General features: G+C 63.9%; 28 protein-coding genes. 6 read left to right on the top strand and 22 right to left on the bottom strand.

Annotation, left to right across the window (positions count from 1 at the left end; translation table 11 throughout):
- Positions 1–8 precede the first annotated feature (8 nt).
- Together aroB and U858_RS0106175 are read right to left on the bottom strand one after the other, a co-directional pair.
- On the bottom strand, positions 9–1,085 hold the full coding sequence (gene aroB, locus U858_RS0106170) for a 3-dehydroquinate synthase (RefSeq protein ID WP_025136311.1): 1,077 nt from the start codon (positions 1,083–1,085) through the stop codon (positions 9–11).
- On the bottom strand, positions 1,082–1,723 hold the full coding sequence (locus tag U858_RS0106175) for a shikimate kinase (protein ID WP_025136312.1): 642 nt from the start codon (positions 1,721–1,723) through the stop codon (positions 1,082–1,084). Before U858_RS0106175 ends, aroB begins: the two co-directional genes overlap by 4 nt.
- Before the next feature lie 115 nt (positions 1,724–1,838).
- On the opposite strand from U858_RS0106175, the gene U858_RS0106180 reads away from it, so the two are divergent.
- Entirely contained in the window at positions 1,839–4,286 is a 2,448-nt protein-coding gene (locus U858_RS0106180) for a penicillin-binding protein 1A (RefSeq protein ID WP_025136313.1), read from the top strand.
- A 52-nt stretch (positions 4,287–4,338) separates the two neighbouring features.
- On the opposite strand, the gene cyaY is transcribed toward U858_RS0106180, so the two are convergent.
- Positions 4,339–4,668 carry an iron donor protein CyaY gene (cyaY, locus tag U858_RS0106185; protein WP_025136314.1) on the bottom strand — a complete coding sequence of 110 codons (330 nt, stop codon included), beginning with the start codon at positions 4,666–4,668 and terminating at the stop codon, positions 4,339–4,341.
- A gap of 55 nt (positions 4,669–4,723) precedes the next feature.
- On the opposite strand from cyaY, the gene U858_RS36350 reads away from it, so the two are divergent.
- Together U858_RS36350 and lysA are read left to right on the top strand one after the other, a co-directional pair.
- Positions 4,724–4,915, top strand: a complete 192-nt coding sequence (locus tag U858_RS36350) for a lipoprotein (protein WP_255358775.1) — start codon at positions 4,724–4,726, stop codon at positions 4,913–4,915.
- Positions 4,912–6,204, top strand: coding sequence for a diaminopimelate decarboxylase (lysA, locus tag U858_RS0106195; protein WP_025136316.1), 1,293 nt, complete (start codon positions 4,912–4,914; stop codon positions 6,202–6,204). The genes U858_RS36350 and lysA overlap by 4 nt, the downstream gene beginning before the upstream one ends.
- 63 nt (positions 6,205–6,267) lie before the next feature.
- Here lysA and ccsB read toward each other — a convergent pair whose 3' ends face one another.
- From ccsB to U858_RS0106210, 3 genes are all read right to left on the bottom strand, one after another.
- Complete coding sequence (gene ccsB, locus U858_RS0106200; RefSeq protein WP_025136317.1) at positions 6,268–7,602, bottom strand: c-type cytochrome biogenesis protein CcsB; 1,335 nt, start codon at positions 7,600–7,602, stop codon at positions 6,268–6,270.
- A 47-nt stretch (positions 7,603–7,649) separates the two neighbouring features.
- Positions 7,650–9,728, bottom strand: coding sequence for a cytochrome c biogenesis protein ResB (locus tag U858_RS0106205; protein ID WP_025136318.1), 2,079 nt, complete (start codon positions 9,726–9,728; stop codon positions 7,650–7,652).
- Positions 9,729–9,846: 118 nt separating this feature from the next.
- Entirely contained in the window at positions 9,847–10,548 is a 702-nt protein-coding gene (locus U858_RS0106210; RefSeq protein ID WP_025136319.1) for a cytochrome c, read from the bottom strand.
- A 233-nt stretch (positions 10,549–10,781) separates the two neighbouring features.
- Between U858_RS0106210 and yihA the strand changes: the two genes are divergently transcribed.
- Positions 10,782–11,405, top strand: a complete 624-nt coding sequence (gene yihA, locus U858_RS0106215; protein ID WP_025136320.1) for a ribosome biogenesis GTP-binding protein YihA/YsxC — start codon at positions 10,782–10,784, stop codon at positions 11,403–11,405.
- Positions 11,402–12,418 carry a porphobilinogen synthase gene (gene hemB / locus U858_RS0106220; RefSeq protein WP_029953574.1) on the top strand — a complete coding sequence of 339 codons (1,017 nt, stop codon included), beginning with the start codon at positions 11,402–11,404 and terminating at the stop codon, positions 12,416–12,418. Before yihA ends, hemB begins: the two co-directional genes overlap by 4 nt.
- Here the strand turns inward: hemB and U858_RS0106225 are convergent.
- The 3 genes from U858_RS0106225 to cutA form a co-directional block, all read right to left on the bottom strand.
- Positions 12,415–13,266: a DMT family transporter gene (locus tag U858_RS0106225; RefSeq protein WP_029953575.1), complete on the bottom strand. Its 852-nt coding sequence runs from the start codon at positions 13,264–13,266 to the stop codon at positions 12,415–12,417. The genes hemB and U858_RS0106225 overlap by 4 nt on opposite strands.
- A gap of 131 nt (positions 13,267–13,397) precedes the next feature.
- Complete coding sequence (gene dsbD / locus U858_RS0106230) at positions 13,398–15,281, bottom strand: protein-disulfide reductase DsbD (RefSeq protein WP_025136321.1); 1,884 nt, start codon at positions 15,279–15,281, stop codon at positions 13,398–13,400.
- Positions 15,281–15,628: a divalent-cation tolerance protein CutA gene (gene cutA, locus U858_RS0106235; RefSeq protein ID WP_025136322.1), complete on the bottom strand. Its 348-nt coding sequence runs from the start codon at positions 15,626–15,628 to the stop codon at positions 15,281–15,283. Before cutA ends, dsbD begins: the two co-directional genes overlap by 1 nt.
- A gap of 130 nt (positions 15,629–15,758) precedes the next feature.
- On the opposite strand from cutA, the gene U858_RS0106240 reads away from it, so the two are divergent.
- Positions 15,759–16,196, top strand: coding sequence for an HIT family protein (locus tag U858_RS0106240; protein ID WP_025136323.1), 438 nt, complete (start codon positions 15,759–15,761; stop codon positions 16,194–16,196).
- 101 nt (positions 16,197–16,297) lie between these two features.
- On the opposite strand, the gene rplQ is transcribed toward U858_RS0106240, so the two are convergent.
- The 13 genes from rplQ to rplF form a co-directional block, all read right to left on the bottom strand.
- Positions 16,298–16,693, bottom strand: coding sequence for a 50S ribosomal protein L17 (gene rplQ / locus U858_RS0106245; RefSeq protein WP_025136324.1), 396 nt, complete (start codon positions 16,691–16,693; stop codon positions 16,298–16,300).
- 186 nt (positions 16,694–16,879) lie between these two features.
- Positions 16,880–17,866, bottom strand: coding sequence for a DNA-directed RNA polymerase subunit alpha (gene rpoA / locus U858_RS0106250; protein ID WP_025136325.1), 987 nt, complete (start codon positions 17,864–17,866; stop codon positions 16,880–16,882).
- Positions 17,867–18,080: 214 nt separating this feature from the next.
- Complete coding sequence (rpsD, locus tag U858_RS0106255) at positions 18,081–18,704, bottom strand: 30S ribosomal protein S4 (protein ID WP_006216515.1); 624 nt, start codon at positions 18,702–18,704, stop codon at positions 18,081–18,083.
- Between the two features lie 11 nt (positions 18,705–18,715).
- Positions 18,716–19,117 (bottom strand): 30S ribosomal protein S11, encoded by a 402-nt coding sequence (rpsK, locus tag U858_RS0106260; RefSeq protein WP_006216516.1) that lies wholly within the window; start codon positions 19,115–19,117, stop codon positions 18,716–18,718.
- A 15-nt stretch (positions 19,118–19,132) separates the two neighbouring features.
- Entirely contained in the window at positions 19,133–19,498 is a 366-nt protein-coding gene (gene rpsM, locus U858_RS0106265) for a 30S ribosomal protein S13 (RefSeq protein WP_006216517.1), read from the bottom strand.
- 43 nt (positions 19,499–19,541) lie between these two features.
- Complete coding sequence (gene rpmJ, locus U858_RS34700; RefSeq protein WP_003806928.1) at positions 19,542–19,655, bottom strand: 50S ribosomal protein L36; 114 nt, start codon at positions 19,653–19,655, stop codon at positions 19,542–19,544.
- Positions 19,656–19,689: 34 nt separating this feature from the next.
- Complete coding sequence (gene infA, locus U858_RS0106270; protein WP_003806927.1) at positions 19,690–19,908, bottom strand: translation initiation factor IF-1; 219 nt, start codon at positions 19,906–19,908, stop codon at positions 19,690–19,692.
- An 8-nt stretch (positions 19,909–19,916) separates the two neighbouring features.
- Positions 19,917–21,242 carry a preprotein translocase subunit SecY gene (secY, locus tag U858_RS0106275; RefSeq protein ID WP_025136326.1) on the bottom strand — a complete coding sequence of 442 codons (1,326 nt, stop codon included), beginning with the start codon at positions 21,240–21,242 and terminating at the stop codon, positions 19,917–19,919.
- Between the two features lie 14 nt (positions 21,243–21,256).
- A complete protein-coding gene (rplO, locus tag U858_RS0106280; RefSeq protein WP_042884491.1) occupies positions 21,257–21,697 on the bottom strand; it encodes a 50S ribosomal protein L15 in 441 nt (146 codons plus the stop codon).
- A gap of 9 nt (positions 21,698–21,706) precedes the next feature.
- A complete protein-coding gene (gene rpmD / locus U858_RS0106285) occupies positions 21,707–21,892 on the bottom strand; it encodes a 50S ribosomal protein L30 (RefSeq protein WP_006216520.1) in 186 nt (61 codons plus the stop codon).
- 3 nt (positions 21,893–21,895) lie between these two features.
- Positions 21,896–22,417, bottom strand: a complete 522-nt coding sequence (gene rpsE, locus U858_RS0106290; protein WP_006389628.1) for a 30S ribosomal protein S5 — start codon at positions 22,415–22,417, stop codon at positions 21,896–21,898.
- A gap of 15 nt (positions 22,418–22,432) precedes the next feature.
- Positions 22,433–22,798 carry a 50S ribosomal protein L18 gene (gene rplR / locus U858_RS0106295; protein ID WP_025136328.1) on the bottom strand — a complete coding sequence of 122 codons (366 nt, stop codon included), beginning with the start codon at positions 22,796–22,798 and terminating at the stop codon, positions 22,433–22,435.
- Between the two features lie 21 nt (positions 22,799–22,819).
- The gene (gene rplF / locus U858_RS0106300; RefSeq protein ID WP_025136329.1) at positions 22,820–23,353 is read right to left on the bottom strand and encodes a 50S ribosomal protein L6; all 534 of its coding nucleotides are present in this window, start codon (positions 23,351–23,353) and stop codon (positions 22,820–22,822) included.
- Positions 23,354–23,362 lie beyond the last annotated feature (9 nt).

Raw genomic sequence — 23,362 nt, forward strand, 5'->3', positions numbered from 1 at the left:
TCCTGTCGTTACTCGGTGGTTCGGGCCAGCACGGCGCGCACGGCCTCTGCCGGCGCCGCCCGCATCATCGCTTCGCCGATGCGGGTCATGAGCACATAGCGGATTTCGCCGCCCTCGGTCTTTTTATCGACCTGCATCAGGTCCAGCCAACGTTCGGCGCCCAGGTCAGGCGCCACCGTGGGGCAGCCGATGGCCGCCACCAGGTCGCGCACACGCGCCACATCGGCACGCGGAAAGCCCGCCACGTCCGCCGACAGTTCGGCGGCCTGCACCATGCCACAGCCTACGGCCTCGCCGTGCAGCCAGGCGCCGTAACCCAGGCCGGCCTCGATGGCGTGGCCAAAGGTATGGCCCAGGTTCAGGATCGCACGCAGACCGGATTCACGCTCGTCCTTGCCCACCACCTGCGCCTTCAGCTCGCAAGAGCGGCGGATGGCGTAGGCGATGGCCTGGGGGTCCAGGCTGCGCAGCTTGGGCGCGTTTTCCTCGCACCAGGTCCAGAAATCCGGATCCAGGATCAGGCCGTACTTGATGACTTCCGCCAGGCCCGCCGAGATCTCGCGCGCCGGCAGGGTGTTGAGCACGTCGGTGTCGATTTCCACCGCCAGCGGCTGGTAGAAGGCGCCGATCATGTTCTTGCCCAGCGGGTGGTTCACGGCCGTCTTGCCGCCCACCGACGAATCGACCTGCGCCAGCAGCGTCGTGGGTACCTGCACGAAGCGCACGCCGCGCATGTACACCGCGGCGGCAAACCCGGTCATGTCGCCGATCACGCCGCCGCCCAGCGCCACCAGCACGCAGCGCCGGTCCAGGCGATGCGTCAACAGGGCGTCGAAGATCAGGTTCAGCGACTGCCAGTCTTTATAGGACTCGCCGTCGGGCAATTCGATGCGCAGCACCCGCTTGCCGGTGCGCGCCAGGGCGGCCTCGGCGCGTTCGCCGTACAGCGCGGCCACCGTTGGGTTGGTGACCACGGCGATGGCGGTGGCGTCGGCGGGAATGCACTGGTCCAGGGCGTCCAGGCGGCCCGGTGCGATGCGGATCGGGTACTGGCCGCCCGGGGTGTCGACCTCAACAACGTTCATATCTGCTTCTCGAAGGCTTGTAATTGCGGCAGTAGCGCCTTGACCAGGGTGTGGATGGGCATCGAGCCCGTTTCCACCACCAGGTCGGCCACTTCTTTATAGAGGGGCTCGCGCAGCGTCATCAGATCGCGCAGCGTGCCACGGGGATCGGCGGTAGCCAGCAGGGGACGGTTGCGATCGCGGCAAGTCCGGCGGAACAATTCGTCCACGCTGGCCCTCAAATAGACCACGATGCCCCGCTGGCGCAGCCGCAGGCGGTTTTCGGCCGCCAGGATGGCGCCGCCGCCCGTGGCAAGAATTATGTTGCGCCGTTGGGTACACTCTTCCAAAGCGGCGGCCTCCCGGCGACGGAAACCGGCCTCGCCCTCGATTTCGAAGATTACCGGCACCCGTACGCCGCAACGCGCCTCGAGCTCATGATCCAGATCGACAAACTCGCGCCCCAGGGCACGCGCCAGGCCACGGCCAATGGTCGTTTTACCGGCACCCATCATCCCCACCAGGAAGACGGGCAGGTCATGCGGCAACGACACGGTCTTGCCTGCGCATTCCGAGGCGCAAGGCAAGTTTTCGGGCGCCTCGCCGGAGGGCGCCAGGTCCGGGTCAGCCTCCGGACATGAGTGAGCGGAAAAGTTCATGACGGCATTATCACATCTGCCGCCAAGTTGCCCGCGCACCACACTGAACTATCTTGTTACAGAAACCGATCCGCCTCGCTAAGGCGGGACCGGAGATACCCGTAAAATCGCCGCGATGAGCAAGCCCCAGAATTCCTCCAAAAAAGACAAGCCCGCCAAGAGCGGTTCCCCGATATTGCGATTTTTCGTCAAGACCGGCATTTTCTGTGCCGGCCTGTTCCTGTGCGGCGTCCTGCTGGCGGGGATGGCCCTGGCGCTGGCGTGGCCCAACCTGCCCGACCTGAACGCCATGACGGATTACCGCCCGCGGGTGCCGCTGCGCGTCTATACGGCCGACAAGGTGCTCATCGGCGAGTTCGGCGAAGAACGCCGCAACGTGCTGCGCTTCAACGAAATCCCGGACGTCATGAAGTCCGCGGTGCTGGCCGCCGAAGACGACCGCTTCTACCAGCACGGCGGCATCGACTGGACGGGCGTGGTGCGGGCAGGCCTGACCAACCTGATCAACATGTCCAAGACACAGGGCGCCAGCACGATCACCATGCAGGTGGCGCGCAACTTCTACCTGTCGTCCGAAAAGACCTACTCGCGCAAGTTCTACGAACTGCTGCTGACGTTCAAGATCGAATCCGAGCTCACCAAGGACCAGATCCTTGAGCTCTATATGAACCAGATCTACCTGGGGCACCGCGCCTATGGCTTTGCCGCCGCCTCGCGCACGTACTTCGGCAAGCCGCTGTCGGAAGTGACCCCGGCCGAAGCCGCCATGCTGGCCGGCATCCCCAAGGCCCCTTCGCGCTTCAACCCGATTTCCAACCGCCCCCGCGCCGAACTGCGCCAGCGCTACGTGCTGGGCCGCATGCAGTCGCTGGGCTACCTGACCGAGCCTGAATACAAGCAGGCGATGGCGCAGCAGATCGTCATGAAGTCGGCGGAAGGCACGCCGGCGGGCGGCTATGCCATCCATGGCGAATACGTGGCCGAACTGGCCCGCCAGCTGCTGTTCAACGTCTACCAGGACAACGTCTACTCGCGCGGCATCAACATCTACACCACGGTCCAGTCCAAGGACCAGGAAGCCGCCTACCGTGCCGTGCGCGAAGGCGTGCTGGAATACACCCGCCGCGCGCCCTACCCCGGCCCCGAAGAGCAGCTCGACCTGCCCCCCGGCACCGAGAACAACCCCCAGGCCCTGGACGAATTCCTGGATGGCGTGTTCGACAAGTTCAGCGACAGCGGCGACCTGCTGACCGCGCTGGTCCTGTCGGCCAGCCCCACCGAGGTCAAGCTGGCCCGCAGCTCGCGCGAAGTCATCACCGTCACCGACAAGAAGGTGCTGGGCGTGGTGGCCCGTGCGCTCAACGACAAGGCCAAGCCCGAACAACGCATCAAGCGTGGTTCCGTCGTCTACATCCGCAAGCTGGGCGACAACTGGGAAATCATCAACCTGCCGTCGGTGCAGGCCGCGTTCGTGGCCCTGTCGCCGCAGGATGGCGCCATTCGCGCCATGGTCGGCGGCTTCGACTTCTACCGTGGCAACTTCAACCGCGTGACGCAAGCCTGGCGCCAGCCGGGCTCGAACATCAAGCCGTTCATCTACGCCGCCTCGCTCGAACGCGGCCTGACCCCGGCCACGCAGATTTCCGACCAGCCGTTCGAACTGACTGCCGCCCAAACGGGCTCCAAGGCCTGGAACCCGAAGAACTACGGCAACCAGTACGAGCCCATGCTGACGCTGCGCCAGGGTCTGTACAAGTCCAAGAACATGGTCTCGATCCGCATCCTGCAGGCCATCGGTCCGCAGTACGCCCAGGACTACCTGACCCGCTTCGGCTTCGACAAGGCCCGCCAGCCGGCCGTGCTGCCGCTGGCGCTGGGCGCCGGTTCCGTGACCCCGCTGCAACTGGCCGGCGCGTTCTCGGTGTTCGCCAACGGCGGCTACCGCATCACGCCCTACCTGATCGACCGCGTCACCGACAGCAACGGCAAGATCGTGATGCAGTCCAAGCCCGTCGTGGCCGGCGACGCCGCTGCCCGCGCCATCGATCCGCGTACCGCTTGGATCATGGACGACGTGCTGCGCGGCGTGGCCACCTTCGGCACCGCCGCCCGCGCCCGCGTGCTGCTCAAGCGCAACGACATCGCCGGCAAGACGGGTACCACCAACGAATCCGTGGACGCCTGGTTCTCGGGTTACACCCCGTCCCTGGTCGCCACCGCCTGGCTGGGCTTTGACCAGCCCAAGTCGCTCGGTTCACGCGAAACCGGCGGCGGCGTGGCCATGCCGATCTGGGTCGACTACATGCAGGACGTGCTCAAGGGCGTGCCGGAAGAAAAGCCGCGCCCCCGCCCGGACGGCATCATCGTCGAGAACGGCGAATACTATTTCTCGGAATTCCCACCCGGACAAGCCGTGGCGCGCCTGGGCTTGCCCCAGGCCGACACGCTGGGCGAGTTCCTGAACGGCCTGAACAACGACAGCGGCGCCGACAACCGCATCAAGGTCGGGCCGGGCGTGGGCACGCAGAACGCGCAGCCCTGGTCGCAGAAAATTCCTTTCTGACGCGCAAAGAAGAAGGCCGGTTCGCATGAACCGGCCTTTTTTTTATTGAACGCTACAGGCGGATCGTGACGGGCACACCCGCCGCCGCGGAACAGATCTGGGACAGGGCGTCCGGCAATTTCGGGCCGCCTCGGGTATCGTTCCAGTTCTGGCCGTCGTAGCGGTAATGGAAGCCGCCGCTGCGCGCGGCCACCCACAGTTCCTGCATGGCGGCCTGGCTGTTCACCACCACGTGGGTATTGTCTTCGAACACCATGGTCAGCACATTGCCGCTGCGGCTGGTTTCGACGTCGACGTCGAGCGAAGCCGCCCAGTCATCGGCCTGGCTTTCGATGCTTTCCAGCACCTGGTCGATCAACGCAAGAAATTCGGTTTCGGTCATAATCGAGCCTGCAAGAATTACGGAGTTCCCAGTGTTCCATTTGGCATTCAGCCGCATGTCTCTTCGCATTGTAGCCACGCTTGTGGCGACCGGCATGGTTGCGGCCTGCGGGTACAAGGGTCCTTTGTACATGCCGACCCCTGATGGCAAGCCGCCTCAGCGTACCCAGCAGCAGCAGCAGCAGCAGCAGCAGCAGCAGCAAACGCCCCAGATTCCCCAGATCCCGGCGGCCCCCTCGCTGCCATGACCGCCGCGTTCCCAGTTCCGCCCGAACTGGCCGGGCACCCCTACTTCCAGTACCGCAACAATGTGCTGTACGCCGAAGACGTGCCGCTGGACCATCTGGCCGAGAAACTGGGAACACCGCTCTACGTCTACTCCCGCGCTGCCCTCAGGGGCGCCTGGGACACCTACCGCAGTGCCATCGGCCAGCGCCCCGTGCTGGTCTGCTACGGCATGAAAGCCAATTCCAACCTGGCCATCCTGAAAGAATTCGTCCGGCTGGGCGCGGGTTTCGACATCGTCTCCGGCGGCGAACTCAAGCGCGCCCTGGCCGTCGGCGCCGACCCCGCCAAGATTGTGTTCTCGGGCGTGGGCAAGCAGGCCTGGGAAATGCGCGCGGCCCTGGCGGCCGGCGTACTCTGCTTCAACGTCGAATCCGAGGCCGAACTTCAGCGTCTGTCGGACGTTGCCCAGGAAATGGGCCAGCGCGCCCGGGTATCGCTACGCGTCAATCCGGATGTCGATGCCCAGACCCATCCGTACATCTCCACCGGCCTGAAAGAAAACAAGTTCGGCATCCCCATCGATTGCGCGCTGGACGCCTACCGCAGCGCCCGCCTGCTGCCGGGCCTGGACATCACCGGCCTGGATTGCCACATCGGGTCACAGCTGACCGACATCAGTCCCTATTTAGATGCCCTGGAAAAGCTGCTCGACCTGGTCGAGCAACTGGACGCCATCGGCATCTCGCTGTCGCACCTGGACCTGGGCGGCGGACTGGGTATCCGCTACGCAGACGAAACGCCCCCCTCGCCCAAGGCTTTGCTGGACCCGGTGTTCCAGCGGCTGCAAGCCCGCGGCCAAGGCCACCTGCACGTGGTGCTGGAACCGGGCCGCTCGCTGATCGGCAATGCCGGCGTGCTGTTGACCACCGTGCAGTACCTCAAGCACAACGAGGCCCGCAATTTCGCCATCGTCGATGCCGCCATGAACGACCTGTTGCGGCCCGCCCTGTACGAGGCCTGGCACGGGCTGTGCCCCCTTCGGCCGCGCGCGGGCGATGCCACGGAATACGACATCGTCGGCCCGGTCTGCGAAAGCGCCGACTGGCTCGCCCGGCAGCGCGTGCTGGCTCTGGAACAAGGCGACGTGCTGGCGCTGGAATCGGCGGGCGCCTACGGCATGACCATGGCGGCCAACTACAACACACGCCCCCGCGCGGCCGAAGTGATGGTCGACGGCGACCACTATCATGTAGTGCGCCAACGCGAAACGCTGGACGATCTGCTGCGGGGCGAATCGACGCTGCCCTGAGCGGCATGCCGTCCAGATGTGAAAAAGGCCCCGTCGGGGCCTTTTTCGTGGGTCAATCAGGCGTCAGAGCTGGCCGTAGGAGTGCAAGCCCGACAGGAACATGTTCACGCCCAGGAAGGCGAAGCCGGTGATCAGCAGGCCCGTCAGTGCCCAATAGGCCGCCATGGTGCCGCGCAGGCCCTTGATCAGGCGCATGTGCAGCCAGGCCGCGTAGTTCAGCCAGACGATCAGCGCCCAGGTTTCCTTGGGGTCCCACTGCCAGTACGCGCCCCAGGCATCGGCCGCCCACAGCGCGCCCAGAATGGTGGCCACCGTGAAGAAGGCGAAACCGATGGCGATGGCGCGATACATGATGTCGTCCAGCACCTCCAGCGGCGGCAGCGCCGCGGCGATATGGCGCCGCGCCAGCAGGATCGCGCCGACGATCACGGCGCCAATGCCGAAATACAGCATCCAGGTCGCCGACAGGCCGTCGGTGCGGAACACCATCGGTTCGGCGCACAGCAGCACGCCCAGCACGAACAGCGGCGCCAGTTTCAACCACGACGTGGTCTGCCCATGCTGCTTGACCAGGTAGGCAAAGCCGACCATGGCCGCCAGCGAGAACGTGCCGTAGCCGATGAAATTGGCGGGCACGTGCAGCTTCATCCACCAGCTCTTGAGCGCCGGCACCAGCGGCTGGATCTGCCCCGCGTCGCGCGTGAACGAATACCAGAGCAGGAACACGACGGCCGACGTCACCACCAGCAGCACGAAGCCGCCCAGCGCGCGCGTCTTGTATTTGCGTTCGTAGTACAGGTAGAACAGCGCCGTGATCAGCGAGAACAGCACGAACACTTCGTACAGGTTGCTGACCGGAATGTGGCCCAGGTCCGGGCCCATCAGGTGGCCTTCGCGCCAACGCACCAGCAGGCCCGTGACACCCGCGAACACCGCGCCCCAGGTCAGGGCCGTCCCCAGCCAGGCGGCCGTCGGGCTGACCACGCCGATCCAGTAGCACACCATGGCCAGCGCAAACAGCGCGCTCATCCAGAGAATGGCCGACTGCGACGAGAACAGGTACTTCAGGAAGAACACCTGCTCGGCCCGCGCCAGGTCGTTGCCGTAGAGCATGAGTGCCAGGCCGGCCGCGATCGCACAGGCGACCATCAGGCGGCGCAAGGGGCGCCACAGCCAGCCCAGCCAGGCCAGCGCGGGCACCGTGCCGCACAGGATGATCTTCTCGTAGTAGTCCATGGCGCCGGCGTAGCGGGTCAGCGCAAAACCCGCCCCCACTGCCAGCAACAGGAAGAAGACGACGTCGGTCCAGTCGGGTTTACCGCGTTGCGCGCGGTTGTCGCCGGTCTCGGACAGGCTTTCGTCCCAGGGGCTGCCTGGCGAGGCGGCATGCACAGGCATGTCGGGCGTGGGGGAATGCGTGGTGGTCGTCGTGGACATAAGAAACCTTAAGACCCTTTCTGGCGCAGCAGCGCCTGCTTGAAGCGATCGAACTCTTGATTGAAGTCGAGTGTACGCTTCTGCGAAGTCATCGCCGCCAGGATGCCGCTGCCGCCGTCTTGCGGCCGGACCCAGATCCAGACACGGCGATCTCGAATATAGAACATCGAGAACACCCCAAGCACCAGCAGCAGGCTGCCCAGGTAGACCGTGTTCTTGCCCGGGGTGCGGCTGACTTGGAACACGCTGGCCTGGATGTGGTTGAAATCGGCCAGCGAGAAGAACACCGGCGCCGGGTAGACGGTCAGGTCGGACAGCGCCGCCACCGCCAGGCGCGACCACACCGCGGCGCGCTCGCCATCGGCGCCCTCGGTAGGCACGGGCGGCAAACCGGCGCGTTCGCGTTCGACGCCCCGCAGTTCATTCATGCTTGCGCCGATCAGCCGGATCACGACGTCTGCCGCACGCTCCAGGTCGGCCGGCGGGGTATTGGCCTGCAGGAATGCAGCCACGGCCTGCAGGCCACCGCCGGAATAGGTTTCCAACGCGCGTTCGGCGGCCGTCTGCAAGGGCTGGCGGTCGGCGCCGGTGGGGCTGTTGCGTTCGGCGAAGCGGCGCGCCGCTTCCTGGCGTGCCGCGGGGTCCGCCAGGGTGGCGCGCAGCCGCATGAATTCCGCCACCGAACTGTCGTCGTCCGCGGGAATGCGCAGGTAACGGAACGGTTCGGACGCGTTGTTGCGCACGCCGGCCAGGAACACGCTGGCGCCGTCCAATTGCACCGGCAGCATGTAGTTCTGGAATTCGTGCGCCTGGCCGGCATCGTCGATCAGCTTGTATTCGACGCTGGGGCCCACGTTGCGCAGGTTTTCGTTCTTCTTGCCCGCCGCGCTGCCGGATACCGATGCCACGTGCTCGGCAAAGCTCTGGTTCGCGCCCTTGGGGTCGCCACGGGTCAGGTCTTCGACGTTGATCGGACGCAACGCCGTGATTTCCACACCCATGCTGCGCGGGCCCTTGGCCGTGTTCGCGCTGACTTCGGCGGTCTTGCCCACGGTGCCGTCGACGTTGAAGGTAGCGCTGTCGGCGCCCACCAGCGGATAGCCCTTGAGCACGACCGTGCTGCCGCCATCGTCGAAGCTGGACTGATACACCGTCATGCCCTTGAAGCGCAGCGGTTCGTTCACTTCGATGGTGGAGTCGAACGACTTGCCGGTATCCGGATCCGTCACTTCCACTTCACTGGCAAAACGGCTGGGCATGCCCGTCGAGTAGTAATCGACGACGAATTTCTTGAGCTTGAGCGTGAACGGCATCGGCTGCACCAGCGCGCCGTCGCCGACCATCACGACCGCCGTGCTGGCCTGGCCGTTCTCGGGCACCAGCACGCTGGCGCGGAAGCTGGGGTTGTCGACCGACAGGCGGCCGCTTTCCGGCACCTCGGAAATCAGCATGTTCTCGACGATGGGCTTCTTGCCGCCGAACATGACCTGCAGGCGCACGGGCAGCTCGCTGTCGAGCAGCCCGCCAATACAGATGATGACCATGGCGGCGTGCGCAAACACATAACCCAGCCGGTTGGCGCTGCCCTTCTTGGCCGCCAGCAGCACCCCCGTATTGTCCTGGCGCTCGCGCACCGCATAGCCCATGCGCTTGAGCAGCGCCGTCAGGCCTGCCGCGGTCTGGGGCACGTCGCTGGACACCTCGGTTTCGACGCGGTGCGGGAAGGCTCGCAGGCTGCTGCCACGCACGTGCTCACGAAACGAGCTGGCCTCGCGCAGCATCTTGGGCGCGTTGCGGATCAGGCAGACCGAGGTCGAAATGACCAGGAACGCCATGATCAACAGGAACCACCAGCTGTTGTAGACGTGCCAGATGGAAAACTTGTCGAACACCTCGTACCAGAACGGGCCGAACTGGTCGATGTAGTTGCTGGACGACCGGTTCTGCTGCAGCACCGTCCCCACCAGGCTGGCCACGCAGATGAACATCAGCAGGCTGACGGCAAAACGCATCGAACCCAGCAGTTCGAACAGATCGCGGGGCAGGCTGCGCAGAGAGGGACGAGAGTGTGTCTGAGTCGAATTCATGAAAAAAGGGGGGCCGCGCTATCGGCTACCCCCCTCGTAGACAGCGCGTAGCGGAACCAGGTTCCGTACGCTCAGGTTGTGTGAACGCGGACCAGCCGCGCGCGTTGCCGGCAAGCGGCTACCGCAGGCCAGCCGCGTAATCCGCCACGGCCTTGATGTCGGCATCCGACATCCGGTCGGCCACGGCGTGCATCACGTCGTTGGCGCGATCGCCGCTGCGGAACAGTTTGAGCTGCTCTTCAATATACAAGGGGAACTGACCCGACAAACGGGGGTATTGGCCCGGAATGCCCGCGCCGTTGGCAGAATGGCATGCCGCGCACGCGGGAACATTGCGTTCGGGCAAACCGCCGCGCCAGATCTTTTGACCCAGATCAACCAGCTTCTCGTAGCCGGCCGTGGCGGGCTCTTTCAGAGGCTGCTGCGCCAGGTACAGCGCGATGTTCTGCATGTCGGCCGGCGTCAGGTTCTGCGCCATGGCGGTCATGGGGGTGGGATTGCCGCCCGCGCCATTGCGCACCGGCAGCTTGGCGCCCGCCTTGACCTGGAAATCGGTCAGTTGCTTGACCAGGTATTCGTGGGGTTGCGCGGCCAGGTTGGGATTCACCGGAATGGTGCTGTTGCCCGCCGCGCCATGACAGGAGGCACAGGCAATGATGCCTCGGGAGGCGTCACCCTGGTCAAACAGCTGTCCGCCCTTGGCGGCATCTGGCTTGGCCGGGCCCGCAGCACCGTCGGCGGCGAAACTCGTAGTAGATAAGGCGGAGGCGCCGAGCAACAGCCCGCTCGCAACCAACATCCGGGACAGCACACGCTTCATGAAGACCTCGACGAATCGCATCGCTCAAGGCGCAAAAAGGCGCCCACGCCTACCCGCACATCTGGAAAACCGTATCGAACCTGCTTTGCCCGTCTTGCCTGCCTGGAACATGCCGGTAGGTACCGAAATGCCCTTAACAGTAAGCAAAAGAGACGGCTCCGCGCACGGGGACCACTGTTGCAAACGCCGGATTATACAATAGGGCTCGAAACCAACCGTATCCAAAGCCATCCGTGTCCCTCCTACATCGCGCCTCTTTTCTCACGTCGGCAGCTCGCCTCGACCAGTTGCCGCCCGCCGGCGCACCCGAGGTCTGCTTTGTCGGCCGGTCCAACGCGGGCAAATCCACGTCCATCAACGTGCTGTGCAACCAGCGCCGCCTTGCCTTCTCGAGCAAGACACCGGGCCGCACGCGCCTGATCAACATGTTCAGCCTGCCCGACCCGCTGGACCCTGAAAGCCACATCGGCTATCTCGTCGACCTGCCCGGCTACGGCTACGCGTCGGTGGCCCGCAACGAGAAGGAAAAGTGGGCCGACATCCTGGGCGGCTACCTGCGCGACCGCGAATCGCTGGTCGGCATCGTGCTGCTCATCGACATCCGCCGCGGCGTCACCGAACTGGATCGCCGCCTGGCCAATTTCATCGCCCCCACCGGCCGTCCGGTGCTGGCGCTGCTCACCAAAGCCGACAAGCTGCCTTACGGCCAGCGCATGCGCACCGTGTTTTCCGTGCGCAAAGACCTGGCGGACATCGGCGCCCTGCACACCATCCCCTTCTCGGCACCCGAGCGCATCGGCCTGGAAGAAGCTGGCGCGCACATAGAAAACTGGATCTCTCCCAAGGTCGTACCATGAACCCGCAGATCATCACCCCCGACTTCCCGGTTTCCCGCCCCCGCCGCCTGCGCCGCGACGACTTCACCCGGCGCCTGGTGCGCGAAAACACCCTGACGGTGGACGACCTGATCTACCCCGTTTTCGTGGCCGAAGGCACGGGCTTGAAGCAAGCCGTGCCGTCGCTGCCCGGCGTGGTCCGCTATTCGCCGGACACGCTGATGTCGGTGGCCGAAGAATGCGTATCGCTGGGCATCCCGGTGCTGTCGCTGTTCCCCGCCATCGATCCGTCGCTCAAGACGCCCGACGGCATCGAAGCCACCAACCCCGACGGCCTGATCCCGCGCGTGGTGCGCGAGCTGAAAAAGCGCTTCCCTGAATTGGGCGTGCTGTGCGATGTGGCGCTGGACCCTTACACCAGCCACGGCCAGGACGGCGTCATCGATGAGCACGGCTACGTCGTCAACGAGCCTACCGTCGAAATCCTGGTCAAGCAGGCGCTCACGCAGGCTGCGGCCGGCGTCGACATGGTCGCCCCCAGCGACATGATGGACGGCCGCATCGGCGCCGTGCGCCGCGCACTCGAAGCCAACGGCTACATCCACACGCAGATCATGGCCTACTCGGCCAAGTACGCCAGCGCCTTCTATGGCCCGTTCCGCGACGCCGTCGGGTCCGCCACCAACCTGGGCAAGTCCAACAAAATGGCCTACCAGATGGACCCCGGCAACCTGGACGAAGCCCTGCGCGAAGTCGCCGCCGACCTGCAGGAAGGCGCCGACATGGTCATGGTCAAGCCCGGCATGCCCTACCTGGACGTGCTGCGCCGCGTGAAGGACACCTTCCGTGTGCCGACCTTCGCCTATCAGGTCAGCGGCGAATACGCGATGATCAAGGCCGCCTCCGCCAACGGCTGGCTGGACCACGACAAGGTCATGATGGAAGCCCTGCTGGCGTTCAAGCGCGCCGGCGCCGATGGCATCCTGACCTACTTCGCCATCGAGGCGGCCAAGCTGCTCAAGAACCGCGACTAGTTGCTGCGACGCAGGCCCAGCCAGGTCCCGCTCAAGATGCAGGCCAGGCCTGCGACGTGCACCAGCGTCACGTGTTCATCCAGGAACAGCGCGGCGAACAGCAGCCCGAAGATCGGCAGCCAGTTCACGAATAGCGCCGCGCGGCTGATCCCCAGCCGCGCGATGCCTGCATTCCAGATGATGTTGCTGACGCCCGAGGCGATGACAGCCGAAAACAGCAGCACCATCCACGGCCACCACGTCATGCGCCAGCCCTCGGCTTCGTACGAGCCGGGCGTCAGGATGGCATGCACCACCAGCATCAGCCCGCCAGCCAGGTACATGTACCAAAGCATCGCCAGTGGATCGAGCGTGCGCGAGATGCGCTGGATCACCAGCCCGCCGAACACGAACACCGCGACCGCCAGGAACACGATCGCATCGCCCCAGCCCGTCAGGCCCAACTGCGCGCCGCTGCCGATCACCACCATCGCCACGCCGGCCAGGCCCAGCAAGGCGCCGGCAATGCGCAGCCACGTCAGCTTTTCACGGTAGAACAAGGCCGCCAGCAGCGCCGACAACAGCGGGCTGGTGGCCATCAACAGCGTGCCATTGGCGGCCGACGAGAACTGCAGGCCGTAGACGAGCGCGGTCTGGTGCGCATACACCACCAGGAAGCCCGCCAGCGCGACCCAGCCCAGTTCCACGCGGCCCAGCCGGGGAATGCGGCCGCGGCGGGCCTTGACGATCAAGGTGACCGCGACGAACGCCACGGCAATCCGCACGGCCGCCAGGGCCCGGATGTCCATGTGTTGCGTCAGGTACTTGATGGAGACGATGTTCAGGCCCCACGTGGCCATCACGAACATCAATTGAAGATAGATCAGACCGGTGCGGTCCTGGCTTGCAGCAACTGTCGGAGACGTCACGGGCGCCGGCCTGGTGGATGGAGGGCGCCGCCCACGCGGCGCGAGCCCTCATGGTAGCGGCCGGTCGCCGCTCAACGCAATAGCACGCGGTCCAGCGACTCGGTGAAACGCTTGGCGTCCTGGAATCCCACCACGCGGGCCTCGGGCAATTCCTTGCCGCCCGGCGCGAAGAACATGATGCCCGGCGGGCCGAACAGGCGGAACCGCTTGAGCAGCGCGCGGTCGTCGGCATTGTTGGCCGTGACGTCCGCCTGCACCAGCAGCATGCCCGCCATGCGCTGCGCTACCCCCGGATCGGTGAAGGTGAAGCGCTCCATCTCGCGGCACGACACACACCAGTCGGCGTAGAAATCCAGCATCACCGGCTGTTGGCTCTGCGCCAGCACCGCGTCGAGCTCGGCATTGTTGCGCACGCGCTTGAAATGCGCCTCGCCGGCATTGGCCGACACGCCGGCCGCGGCCGGGCCGCCCGATGCAAAATGGGACAAAGGCTGCAGCACGTCGCGCCCGCCGCTGGCCGCCCCCACCAGCCACGCGGCGGCGGCCAGGGCCAGCAGCAGCCCCAGGCCCTTGCCGAACATGCGCGCCGAGCCGGCACCGGCCGGCAGTGCATCAAACGCCCGCAGCATCACGGCCCCGACAATCGCCAGGAAGGCCCAGCCGGTCATCTGCACCCAGGTAGGCACGACCGGAATCAGCATCCACCACGCCGTCGCCAGCAGCAACATGCCAAAGAGCCGCTTGACGCCGTCCATCCAGGGCCCTGCCTTGGGCAGCAGCGCCCCCGACGACGCGCCCACGATCAACAGCGGCACGCCCATGCCCCAGGCCATGGCGAACAAGGCAGAACCGCCCAGTACCACGTCGCCCGTCTGCGAGATGTACAGCAACGCTCCAGCCAGCGGCGCGGCCACGCAGGGCCCGACGATCAGGGCCGACAGGGCCCCCATCACCAGCGCGCCGGTGTAGCGCCCGCCGGGCACGCGCGACGAACGTTCGGCCAACTTGGCCTGAATGCCCGAGGGCATCTGGAAGGTGAAGGCATCGAACATCGCCAGCGCCAGCACCGCCAGCAAAATGGCGAACAAGGTCAGTATCCAGGGCGTCTGCAGCCACGCGGCAAGACCCGCGCCGCTCAGGCCTGCGGCCACGCCCAGCGCGGTGTAGACCACCGACATGCCCAGCACGTAGGTCGCCGCCAGCGCCAGGCCCCGGCCGCGACTCGGGTGGGCTTGGTTGGCCCCGCCCAGCACGATCGACGAGAGAATCGGAATCATCGGCAAGACGCAGGGCGTGAACGCCAGCAGCAGGCCCAGCACCAGGAACACGCCGGCCGTCTTCACCCAACCCAGCCCGCCCAGCGCATCGGCCAGGCCGGTATCACCTGCGTTCACCAGCGCGCTCAAGCCACCCGACGATGCCGGGGCGGTCGACGCACCAGCGCTGGCGCCGCCTACGCCTGCCACGGCATAGCCTCCCGCCACCGGCGTCAGCTTCACGCTGCTGTCCATCGGGGGGTAGCACAGCCCGGCGTCGGCACAGCCCTGGCCCGTCAGCGTCAGGGTGAAAGGCTGACCGCCAGGGGCCACCGGCACGCGGATCACGACATCCTTGTGATAGACCTCCATGTCTTTCTCGAAGGTCGGGTCGTACTTGACGTCGCCTTTCGGATAGACGGGCTCGCCCAGGGTCGCCGCGCCCAGCGGACTGATGGTGATGCCAAAGCGCTCGCGGTACATGTAATAGCCGGGCGCCACTTTGAAACGCAGCTCGACCGTGTCCGGCGCCGCCATCACCGCACTGAAGACAAAGGCCTTTTCCGGTTCAAGGAATTCGGCATCGGCGCGCGCGGGCGCGTTCCAGCCCCACAGCAGCAGCGCCATGGCCAACAGGGCCAGCAGTCTGGGGAACAAGGCGCGCGCCGGTGCGCTGGCTGGAACCGCGAGTTGCAACATCAGTCTCTCTTGTTCTGCGGGACGGCCGTCTGTTCGCGCACCCAATCCAGATAGGGCGCCGCGCCGCCGATGACCGGCAGCACGATGATTTCGGGCACGTCGTAGGGATGCATCTGCGCCAGGGCCTGGACCACGGCCTGGTGGCGCGCGTAGGTGGTCTTGATGTGGATGGGGATTTCTTCCGTCCCCTCGACCACGCCTTGCCACAGGTAGATGGACAGGCCCGGGGCGCCAAGGTTCACGCAAGCCGCCAGTCCGTCTTCGACCAGCACATGGGCGATACGCTTGGCCAGCAGCAGGTCCGGCGCGTTGCTGATGACCAGCACGACGTCGTCATCGCGCAACATGGGGCCTCCTTGGGGTAGCCGTGTGGGATGTAACTCGGGGTATTTTATCGGTATTGCCGCCGCCGTCCGCCACGGCCGGACTTGCGGCTACGCCGCGCCGTCGCGCACTCCCATTCCCACCGAGGCAAGCATGTCCGATAACTGCCTGTTCTGCCGCATCGCCCGCCACGAAATCCCGGCCCACATCATCCACGAAGACGACCGCCTGATGGCGTTCCTGGACATCCAGCCTGTACGCGCCGGGCACACGCTCATCATCCCCAAGCAGCACTACCCGTACTACGAAGACATGCCGGCCGACCTGGCCGGGCACATCGTCAACCTGGGCCAGAAGCTGGGTCGCCACATGAAGCGCCTGTACAACGTGGACCGGGTAGCATTCGCGTTCACGGGCATCCACGTGGCCCACACCCATGCGCACGTGATTCCGATGCACCATCCGCAGGACGTGACCTCGACCCAGTACATCGAGCAGCAGGACCTGACCTTCCGCATGCCGCCCCAGGCCCCCAAAGAGGCGCTGGAGGCCGCCGCGGCGCAATTGCGAGGCGAACTGCACGCGTCGTAGTCCGCGCGCCTGCAGGCCGTTCTGGTGCCGCCATCGAGGCGCCACAAAAAACAAGGGCGGGTCCGAAGACCCGCCCTTGCTACTCATCGCGCAACCGAAGCTTATTCGGCGGCGCTGTCCTCAGCGGCTTCATCGACTTCCGGACGGTCGACCAGCTCCATGAAAGCCATGGGAGCATTGTCGCCTTGACGGAAGCCCATCTTCAGCACGCGGGTGTAGCCGCCGTTACGGGCCGCGTAGCGCGGGCCGATTTCGGCGAACAGCTTCACCACAGCGTCGCGATCGCGCAGACGGGCAAAAGCCAGACGCTTGTTCGCGAGGGTGGGTTCTTTACCCAGCGTGATCAGGGGTTCGATGACGCGGCGCAATTCTTTCGCCTTCGGCAGCGTGGTCTTGATGGCTTCGTGGGTAATCAACGAAACGGCCATGTTGCGGAACATGGCAAGACGGTGACTGCTGGTGCGGTTGAGCTTACGCAAGCCATTACCGTGACGCATGATAAGTATCCTTTGAATCTAAAGAAGGCGTTTCCGCCATCGGGTTGTCCGGCTCTTCTATCAACCTGCAATCAGGCCGCGGTCCGGTAGAAAACGGTGCATTTTACGACGGTTTCGCAAACCGCCCGGCTTTGACGCCGGGCGCTGCAGGAGGCGCCCCTTTCCAGGGACGCCGCCCTTCAAGACTTACGGACGCTCCAGGCCCAGGGGCGGCCAGTTCTCGAGCTTCATGCCGAGGGTCAAGCCACGTGCAGCCAGGACTTCCTTGATCTCGTTGAGCGACTTGCGACCCAGGTTCGGGGTCTTGAGCAGCTCGTTTTCGGTACGCTGGATCAGGTCGCCGATGTAGTAGATGTTTTCGGCCTTCAGGCAGTTGGCCGAACGCACGGTCAGTTCCAGGTCGTCGACCGGACGCAGCAGCACCGGGTCGATCTGCGGCGTGCCGCGGACCGGGGCTTCGTACGAATCGCCAGCGCCTTCCAGGGCGGCGAACACCGAGATCTGGTCCATCAGGATGCGGGCCGACTGGCGCACCGCTTCCTCGGGCGAGATCACGCCGTTGGTTTCGATGTCCAGGACCAGCTTGTCCAGGTCGGTGCGTTGTTCCACACGGGCGCTTTCAACCGCGTAGCTCACGCGACGAACCGGGCTGAACGACGCGTCCAGCACGATGCGGCCGATGGTGTGGGTGCGGTCTTCCGACAGCGCGCGCACGTTGCCCGGCACGTAGCCACGGCCCTTTTCGACCTTGATCTGCATTTCCAGCTTGCCTGCATCCGTCAGGTTGCAGATGGCGTGGCCGGGGTTGATGATCTCGACGTCGTGCGGCAGTTCGATGTCGCTGGCCAGCACAATGCCGGCGCCGGTCTTGCGCAGCACCAGGGTGACTTCGTCACGGTTGTGCAGCTTGAAGACCACGCCCTTCAGGTTCAGCAGGATGTCGACGACATCTTCGCGAACGCCCGGGATGGTCGAGTATTCGTGCACCACGCCCGTCATCTGGACTTCGGTCGGCGCGTAGCCGGTCATCGAAGACAGCAGGATGCGGCGCAGGGCGTTGCCCAGCGTATGACCGTAGCCACGCTCGAACGGCTCCATCACGATCTTGGCATGGTGGGTGCCGACCGGTTCGACTTCAATGGAGCGCGGCTTCAGGAAACCTTGAGTGGACATGTACTGTGTTCCTTTTCAATACCCTCGGCTCGTTACACCGATAAGGCTGATGGACAGGGTGAAACGTGAAACTCGGACGGTGCAAAAACACAGGCCGATACTTACCGCAAAGCCCGCCCCGCCAAAAGGCGGAAAGCGGGCTGCTGCGAGACGTGCAAACGGGTCGCGAGACCAGCTCGCCAGCGCCTTGCGAAGGAGGCGCCAGCAGGCGTGATTAACGCGAGTACAGTTCGACGACCATCGATTCGTTGATGTCGCGAGCGACGTCAGCGCGATCGGGGACCGACTTGAACGTACCGGTCAGCTTGGTCGCGTCGACTTCCACCCACTGGGGGATGCCGATGCTGGTGGCCAGGTCGAGCGATTCCTTGATACGGCCTTGCTTCTTGGCCTTTTCACGGATCGAGACGACGTCGCCAGCCTTGACCAGCATCGAAGCGATGTCGGCGGTGTGGCCGTTCAGTTCGATGGCGCGGTGGCTCACCAGCTGGCGAGCTTCAGCGCGGGTCGAGCCGAAGCCCATGCGGTAGACGACGTTGTCCAGGCGCGATTCCAGCAGCTGGATCAGCGTTTCGCCGGTGTTACCACGGCGACGCTCGGCTTCAGCGAAGTACTTGCGGAATTGCTTTTCCAGCACGCCGTACATGCGCTTGAGCTTTTGCTTTTCGCGCAGCTGCAGGCCGTAGTCGGAAGTGCGGGCACCCGAAGTGCGGCCGTGTTGGCCAGGCTTGGAATCCAGCTTGCACTTGGAATCCAGCGAGCGACGGGCGCTCTTCAGGAACAGGTCAGTACCCTCGCGGCGCGAGAGCTTGCATTTGGGTCCAATATAACGTGCCATGTGGATTCCCTTTAGATACGACGACGCTTCGGCGGACGGCAGCCGTTGTGCGGAACGGGCGTGATGTCGGCAATGCTCGAAATCTTGATGCCCAGCGCATTCAGAGCGCGAACGGAGGATTCGCGGCCAGGACCGGGGCCCTTGATGCGAACTTCCAGCGTCTTGATGCCGTATTCCAGCGCAACGCGGCCAGCCGTTTCAGCAGCAACCTGCGCGGCGAACGGGGTCGACTTACGCGAACCCTTGAAGCCAGCACCGCCCGAAGTGGCCCACGACAAAGCGTTGCCTTGACGGTCGGTGATGGTGATGATGGTGTTGTTGAACGAAGCGTGAACGTGCGCGATGCCGTCCGAGACGTTCTTCTTGACCTTTTTGCGCACGCGCGAAGCGCCGCTGGTGGAAGCTTTCGCCATAATCCAGTTCCTCGATTATTTCTTCAGGGACGCAGCAGCACGACGCGGGCCCTTGCGGGTCCGGGCGTTGGTGCGAGTGCGCTGGCCGCGCACGGGCAAACCGCGCTTGTGACGCATACCGCGGTAGGTTCCCAGGTCGATCAAACGCTTGATCGAGAGCTGTACTTCACGACGCAGGTCGCCTTCAACCGTGAACAGACCAACATGTTCGCGGACGCGTTCCAATTCAGCGTCGTTCAGATCCTTGACCTTTTTGTCAAAGGGTACGTTTGCCGCTTCGCAAATTTTGCGAGCGCGCGTACGACCGATGCCAAAAATGGCGGTCAGGCCGATCTCGGCGTGCTGTTGCGGCGGGATGTTAATGCCAGCAATACGGGCCATGACTATTCCTTGAATAAATCTGTTGCGTAGTCGCTAACCCGAGTTAGCCTTGACGCTGCTTGTGACGCGGGTCGGTGCAGATAACACGCACGACGCCGTGACGTTTGATAACTTTGCAGTTGCGGCAGATCCGCTTAACCGATGCCATTACTTTCATGGTTGACTCCTAATTTTCCGTAATCCGGTTCCGCTCATTTGGAGCGGAAAACTATCCTGGCTCGCGTCAGGTCATAGGGCGTGAGCTCCACTGTGACCTTGTCACCCGGCAGGATCCGGATGTAATGCATACGCATCTTGCCGGAAATATGGCCCAACACCACGTGGCCGTTTTCGAGCTTGACGCGAAATGTCGCGTTCGGGAGGTTCTCAAGAACCTCGCCTTGCATCTGAATGACGTCGTCCTTGGACATTCTTTTGCTTACCGCATCGGCAAACCCGCGCCCTTGAAGTTAGCCTTCTTGAGCAACGAGTCGTATTGGTGAGACATCATGTAGGCCTGAACCTGCGCCATGAAATCCATCGTCACCACCACAATAATCAACAGAGACGTACCACCGAAGTAGAAGGGAACGTTCCAGCGCATCACCAAGAATTCCGGCAACAGGCACACCAACGTGATGTAGATGGCACCTGCGAGCGTCAGACGCATCAGGATCTTGTCGATGTAGCGCGCTGTTTGTTCACCCGGACGAATGCCCGGAACAAACGCACCACTCTTCTTCAGGTTGTCCGCCGTTTCGCGGCTGTTGAACACCAGAGCCGTGTAGAAAAAGCAGAAGAAAATAATCGCGACCGAATACAGCGTGATGTAGAGCGGTTGACGAGGCGACAGGGCCGCAGCCAGGTCGCTAAGCCAGCGCATGTTCTCGCTGCTGGAGAACCAGCTCGTGATCGTTGCCGGGAACAGGATGATCGACGATGCGAAGATCGGCGGAATCACCCCGGCCATGTTCAGCTTCAGCGGCAAATGCGAGCTTTGACCACCGTAGACCTTGTTGCCGACCTGACGCTTGGCGTAGTTCACCGTGATCTTGCGCTGTCCGCGTTCCACGAACACCACAAAAGCGGTAACCAGCACCACCAGAGCCACGATGAACAGTGCGGAAAGCACGGACATCGCGTTGGTGCGGACCAGGTCCAACAGTGCAGCCAGCGCCGCGGGCAGACCCGCAACGATACCTGCGAAGATCAGGATGGAAATCCCGTTGCCAAGACCACGTTCCGTGATCTGCTCACCCAGCCACATGACGAACATGGTGCCAGTGACCAGGGTCACGACGGTCGTAAAGCGGAACAGCATGCCCGGATCGATCACCAGTCCCTGCTGGGACTCCAACGCTACCGAAATGCCCACAGCCTGCACCAGCGCCAGCACGACCGTGCCGTAGCGGGTGTATTGGGTAATCTTCCGACGACCGGCTTCGCCCTCTTTCTTGAGCGCTTCCAGCGACGGCACCACCACCGACATCAACTGCATGATGATGGATGCCGAAATGTACGGCATGATCCCCAGGGCAAAAATCGAGAAGCGCGAGAGCGCCCCGCCCGAGAACATGTTGAACAGGCCCAGGATCCCGCCCTGGTTCTGACGGAACAAGTCCGCCAGCGCATCCGGGTTGATACCCGGTACGGGGATGTGTGTACCCAAACGGTAAACCACCAGGGCGAGCACCAGGAACACGAGGCGGCGTTTAAGGTCGCCGTACCGTGCTCCGGTTTTGCCCAATGCCTGCGCGTTAGCCACTCGTCACCTCGTGATCAAGCAAGCGAGCCGCCCGCGGCTTCGATGGCGGCGCGAGCGCCGACCGTCGCGGTAATGCCCTTGAGCACGACCTTGCGCGAGAGTTCACCCGACTTGATGACCTTGGCGTAACGAACCGCCTGGCCAATCACGCCAGCCGCCTTCAGCACTTGCACGTCGACTTCGTCGATGGGCAGGGCTTGCAGGTCCGACAGACGGACTTCGGCGTACAGGTGCTGACCGAGCGGGGTGAAACCACGCTTGGGCAGGCGACGCTGCAGCGGCATTTGACCGCCTTCGAAGCCAACCTTATGGAAACCGCCCGAGCGCGACTTCTGACCCTTGTGGCCACGGCCGGCGGTTTTACCCAGACCCGAACCGATACCACGGCCGACGCGGCGCTTGGCGTGCTTGCTGCCCTCAGCGGGCTTCAGCGAATTAAGTTGCATATCCGACATGGTGATTCCTTAGGCTTCCGAGACGGAAACGAGATAATCCACCTTACGGATCATCCCACGCACCTCGGGCGTATCGACCAGCACGCGGCTGCTGTTGATGCGACCCAAGCCCAAACCGCGAACCGTATCACGGTGCGATTGCTTGGTACCGATCACGGAGCGCACGAGGGTCACTTTGATCTGCTTCTGAGCCATGATTTACCCCAGGATTTCTTCGACGGTCTTGCCGCGCTTGGCAGCAACATCCGCCGGGGTCAGGGAGGCGCGCAGGCCATTCAACGTGGCGCGAACCATGTTGTAGGGGTTGCTCGAGCCCAGGCTCTTGGCAACCACGTTACGCACACCCATCACTTCGAAAATAGCGCGCATCGGGCCACCGGCGATAACGCCAGTACCTTCAGCAGCGGGCGAGATCAGCACGGTAGCGGCGCCATGCTTGCCGACCACGGTGTGGTGCAGCGTGCCGTTCTTCAGGGCCACCTTGAACATGCCGCGACGGGCCTGTTCCATAGCCTTCTGAACGGACACCGGCACTTCACGCGCCTTGCCCTTGCCCATGCCGACGCGGCCATCGCCATCGCCAACCACGGTCAGCGCGGCAAAGCTCATGGTGCGACCACCCTTGACCACTTTGCTCACGCGGTTGACCGCGATCATCTTTTCGCGGAGGCCGTCATCGTTCTCTTTTTCCGCGGCGTTCTTGCCTTGTACTTTAGCCATTTGACAGATCCTCGCTTAGAACTTCAGGCCGGCTTCACGCGCGGCATCGGCCAGCGCTTTCACGCGGCCATGGTAACGAAAGCCCGAGCGATCGAAAGCGACCAGTTCGATACCGGCAGCCTTGGCCTTTTCGGCCACGCGCTTGCCAACCAGCGAAGCAGCGGCCTTGTTGCCGCCCTGGCCGGTTTGGCCGGCCAGTTGCGCACGCACTTCGGCTTCCACCGTCGAGGCGCTGACCAGGATACGATCGCCTTCCGGCGAAATGATATTGGCGTAGATGTGCTGGTTCGAGCGGAAGATCGAGAGGCGGTGAACGCGCAGCTCGTTGATCTTCCGGCGGGTCGGAACCGCACGACGCAAACGGGAAACTTTTTTGTCCATGATTCGTCCTTGCGTGCGCCGTTATTTCTTCTTGGTTTCTTTGATGACGACGCGTTCGTCCGAGTAACGCACACCCTTGCCCTTGTAGGGTTCGGGTTCGCGGTACGCGCGGATTTCAGCGGCCACCTGACCGACGACTTGCTTGTTGGAGCCCTTGATGACGATTTCCGTCTGGGTGGGGCATTCGGCCTTGATACCGGCCGGCAACTGGTGCAAAACGTCGTGCGAGAAACCGAGCTGCAGCTTAACGGCGTCGCCTTGAATCGAGGCGCGGTAACCCACGCCAACCAGATTCAGCTTGCGCTCGAATCCCTTGCTCACGCCGTTGACCATGTTGGCCACCAGCGCGCGCACGGTACCCGACATGGCGTTGGCGTGACGGGTTTCGTTGGCGGCGACAAACGTGAGTTTGCCGTTGTCCAACGCAACCGTGACGTCGCCAGTCAGGGCTTGGGTCAAGGAACCCAGCGGGCCCTTGACAGTGATCTGATCCTGCTTGATGTCAGCTTCGACACCCTTGGGCAGTTCGACCGGATACTTAGCGATACGTGACATTCGAATTTC

Source organism: Achromobacter sp. DH1f (assembly GCF_000633435.1).
GTDB classification, from domain to species: domain Bacteria; phylum Pseudomonadota; class Gammaproteobacteria; order Burkholderiales; family Burkholderiaceae_B; genus Achromobacter; species Achromobacter deleyi.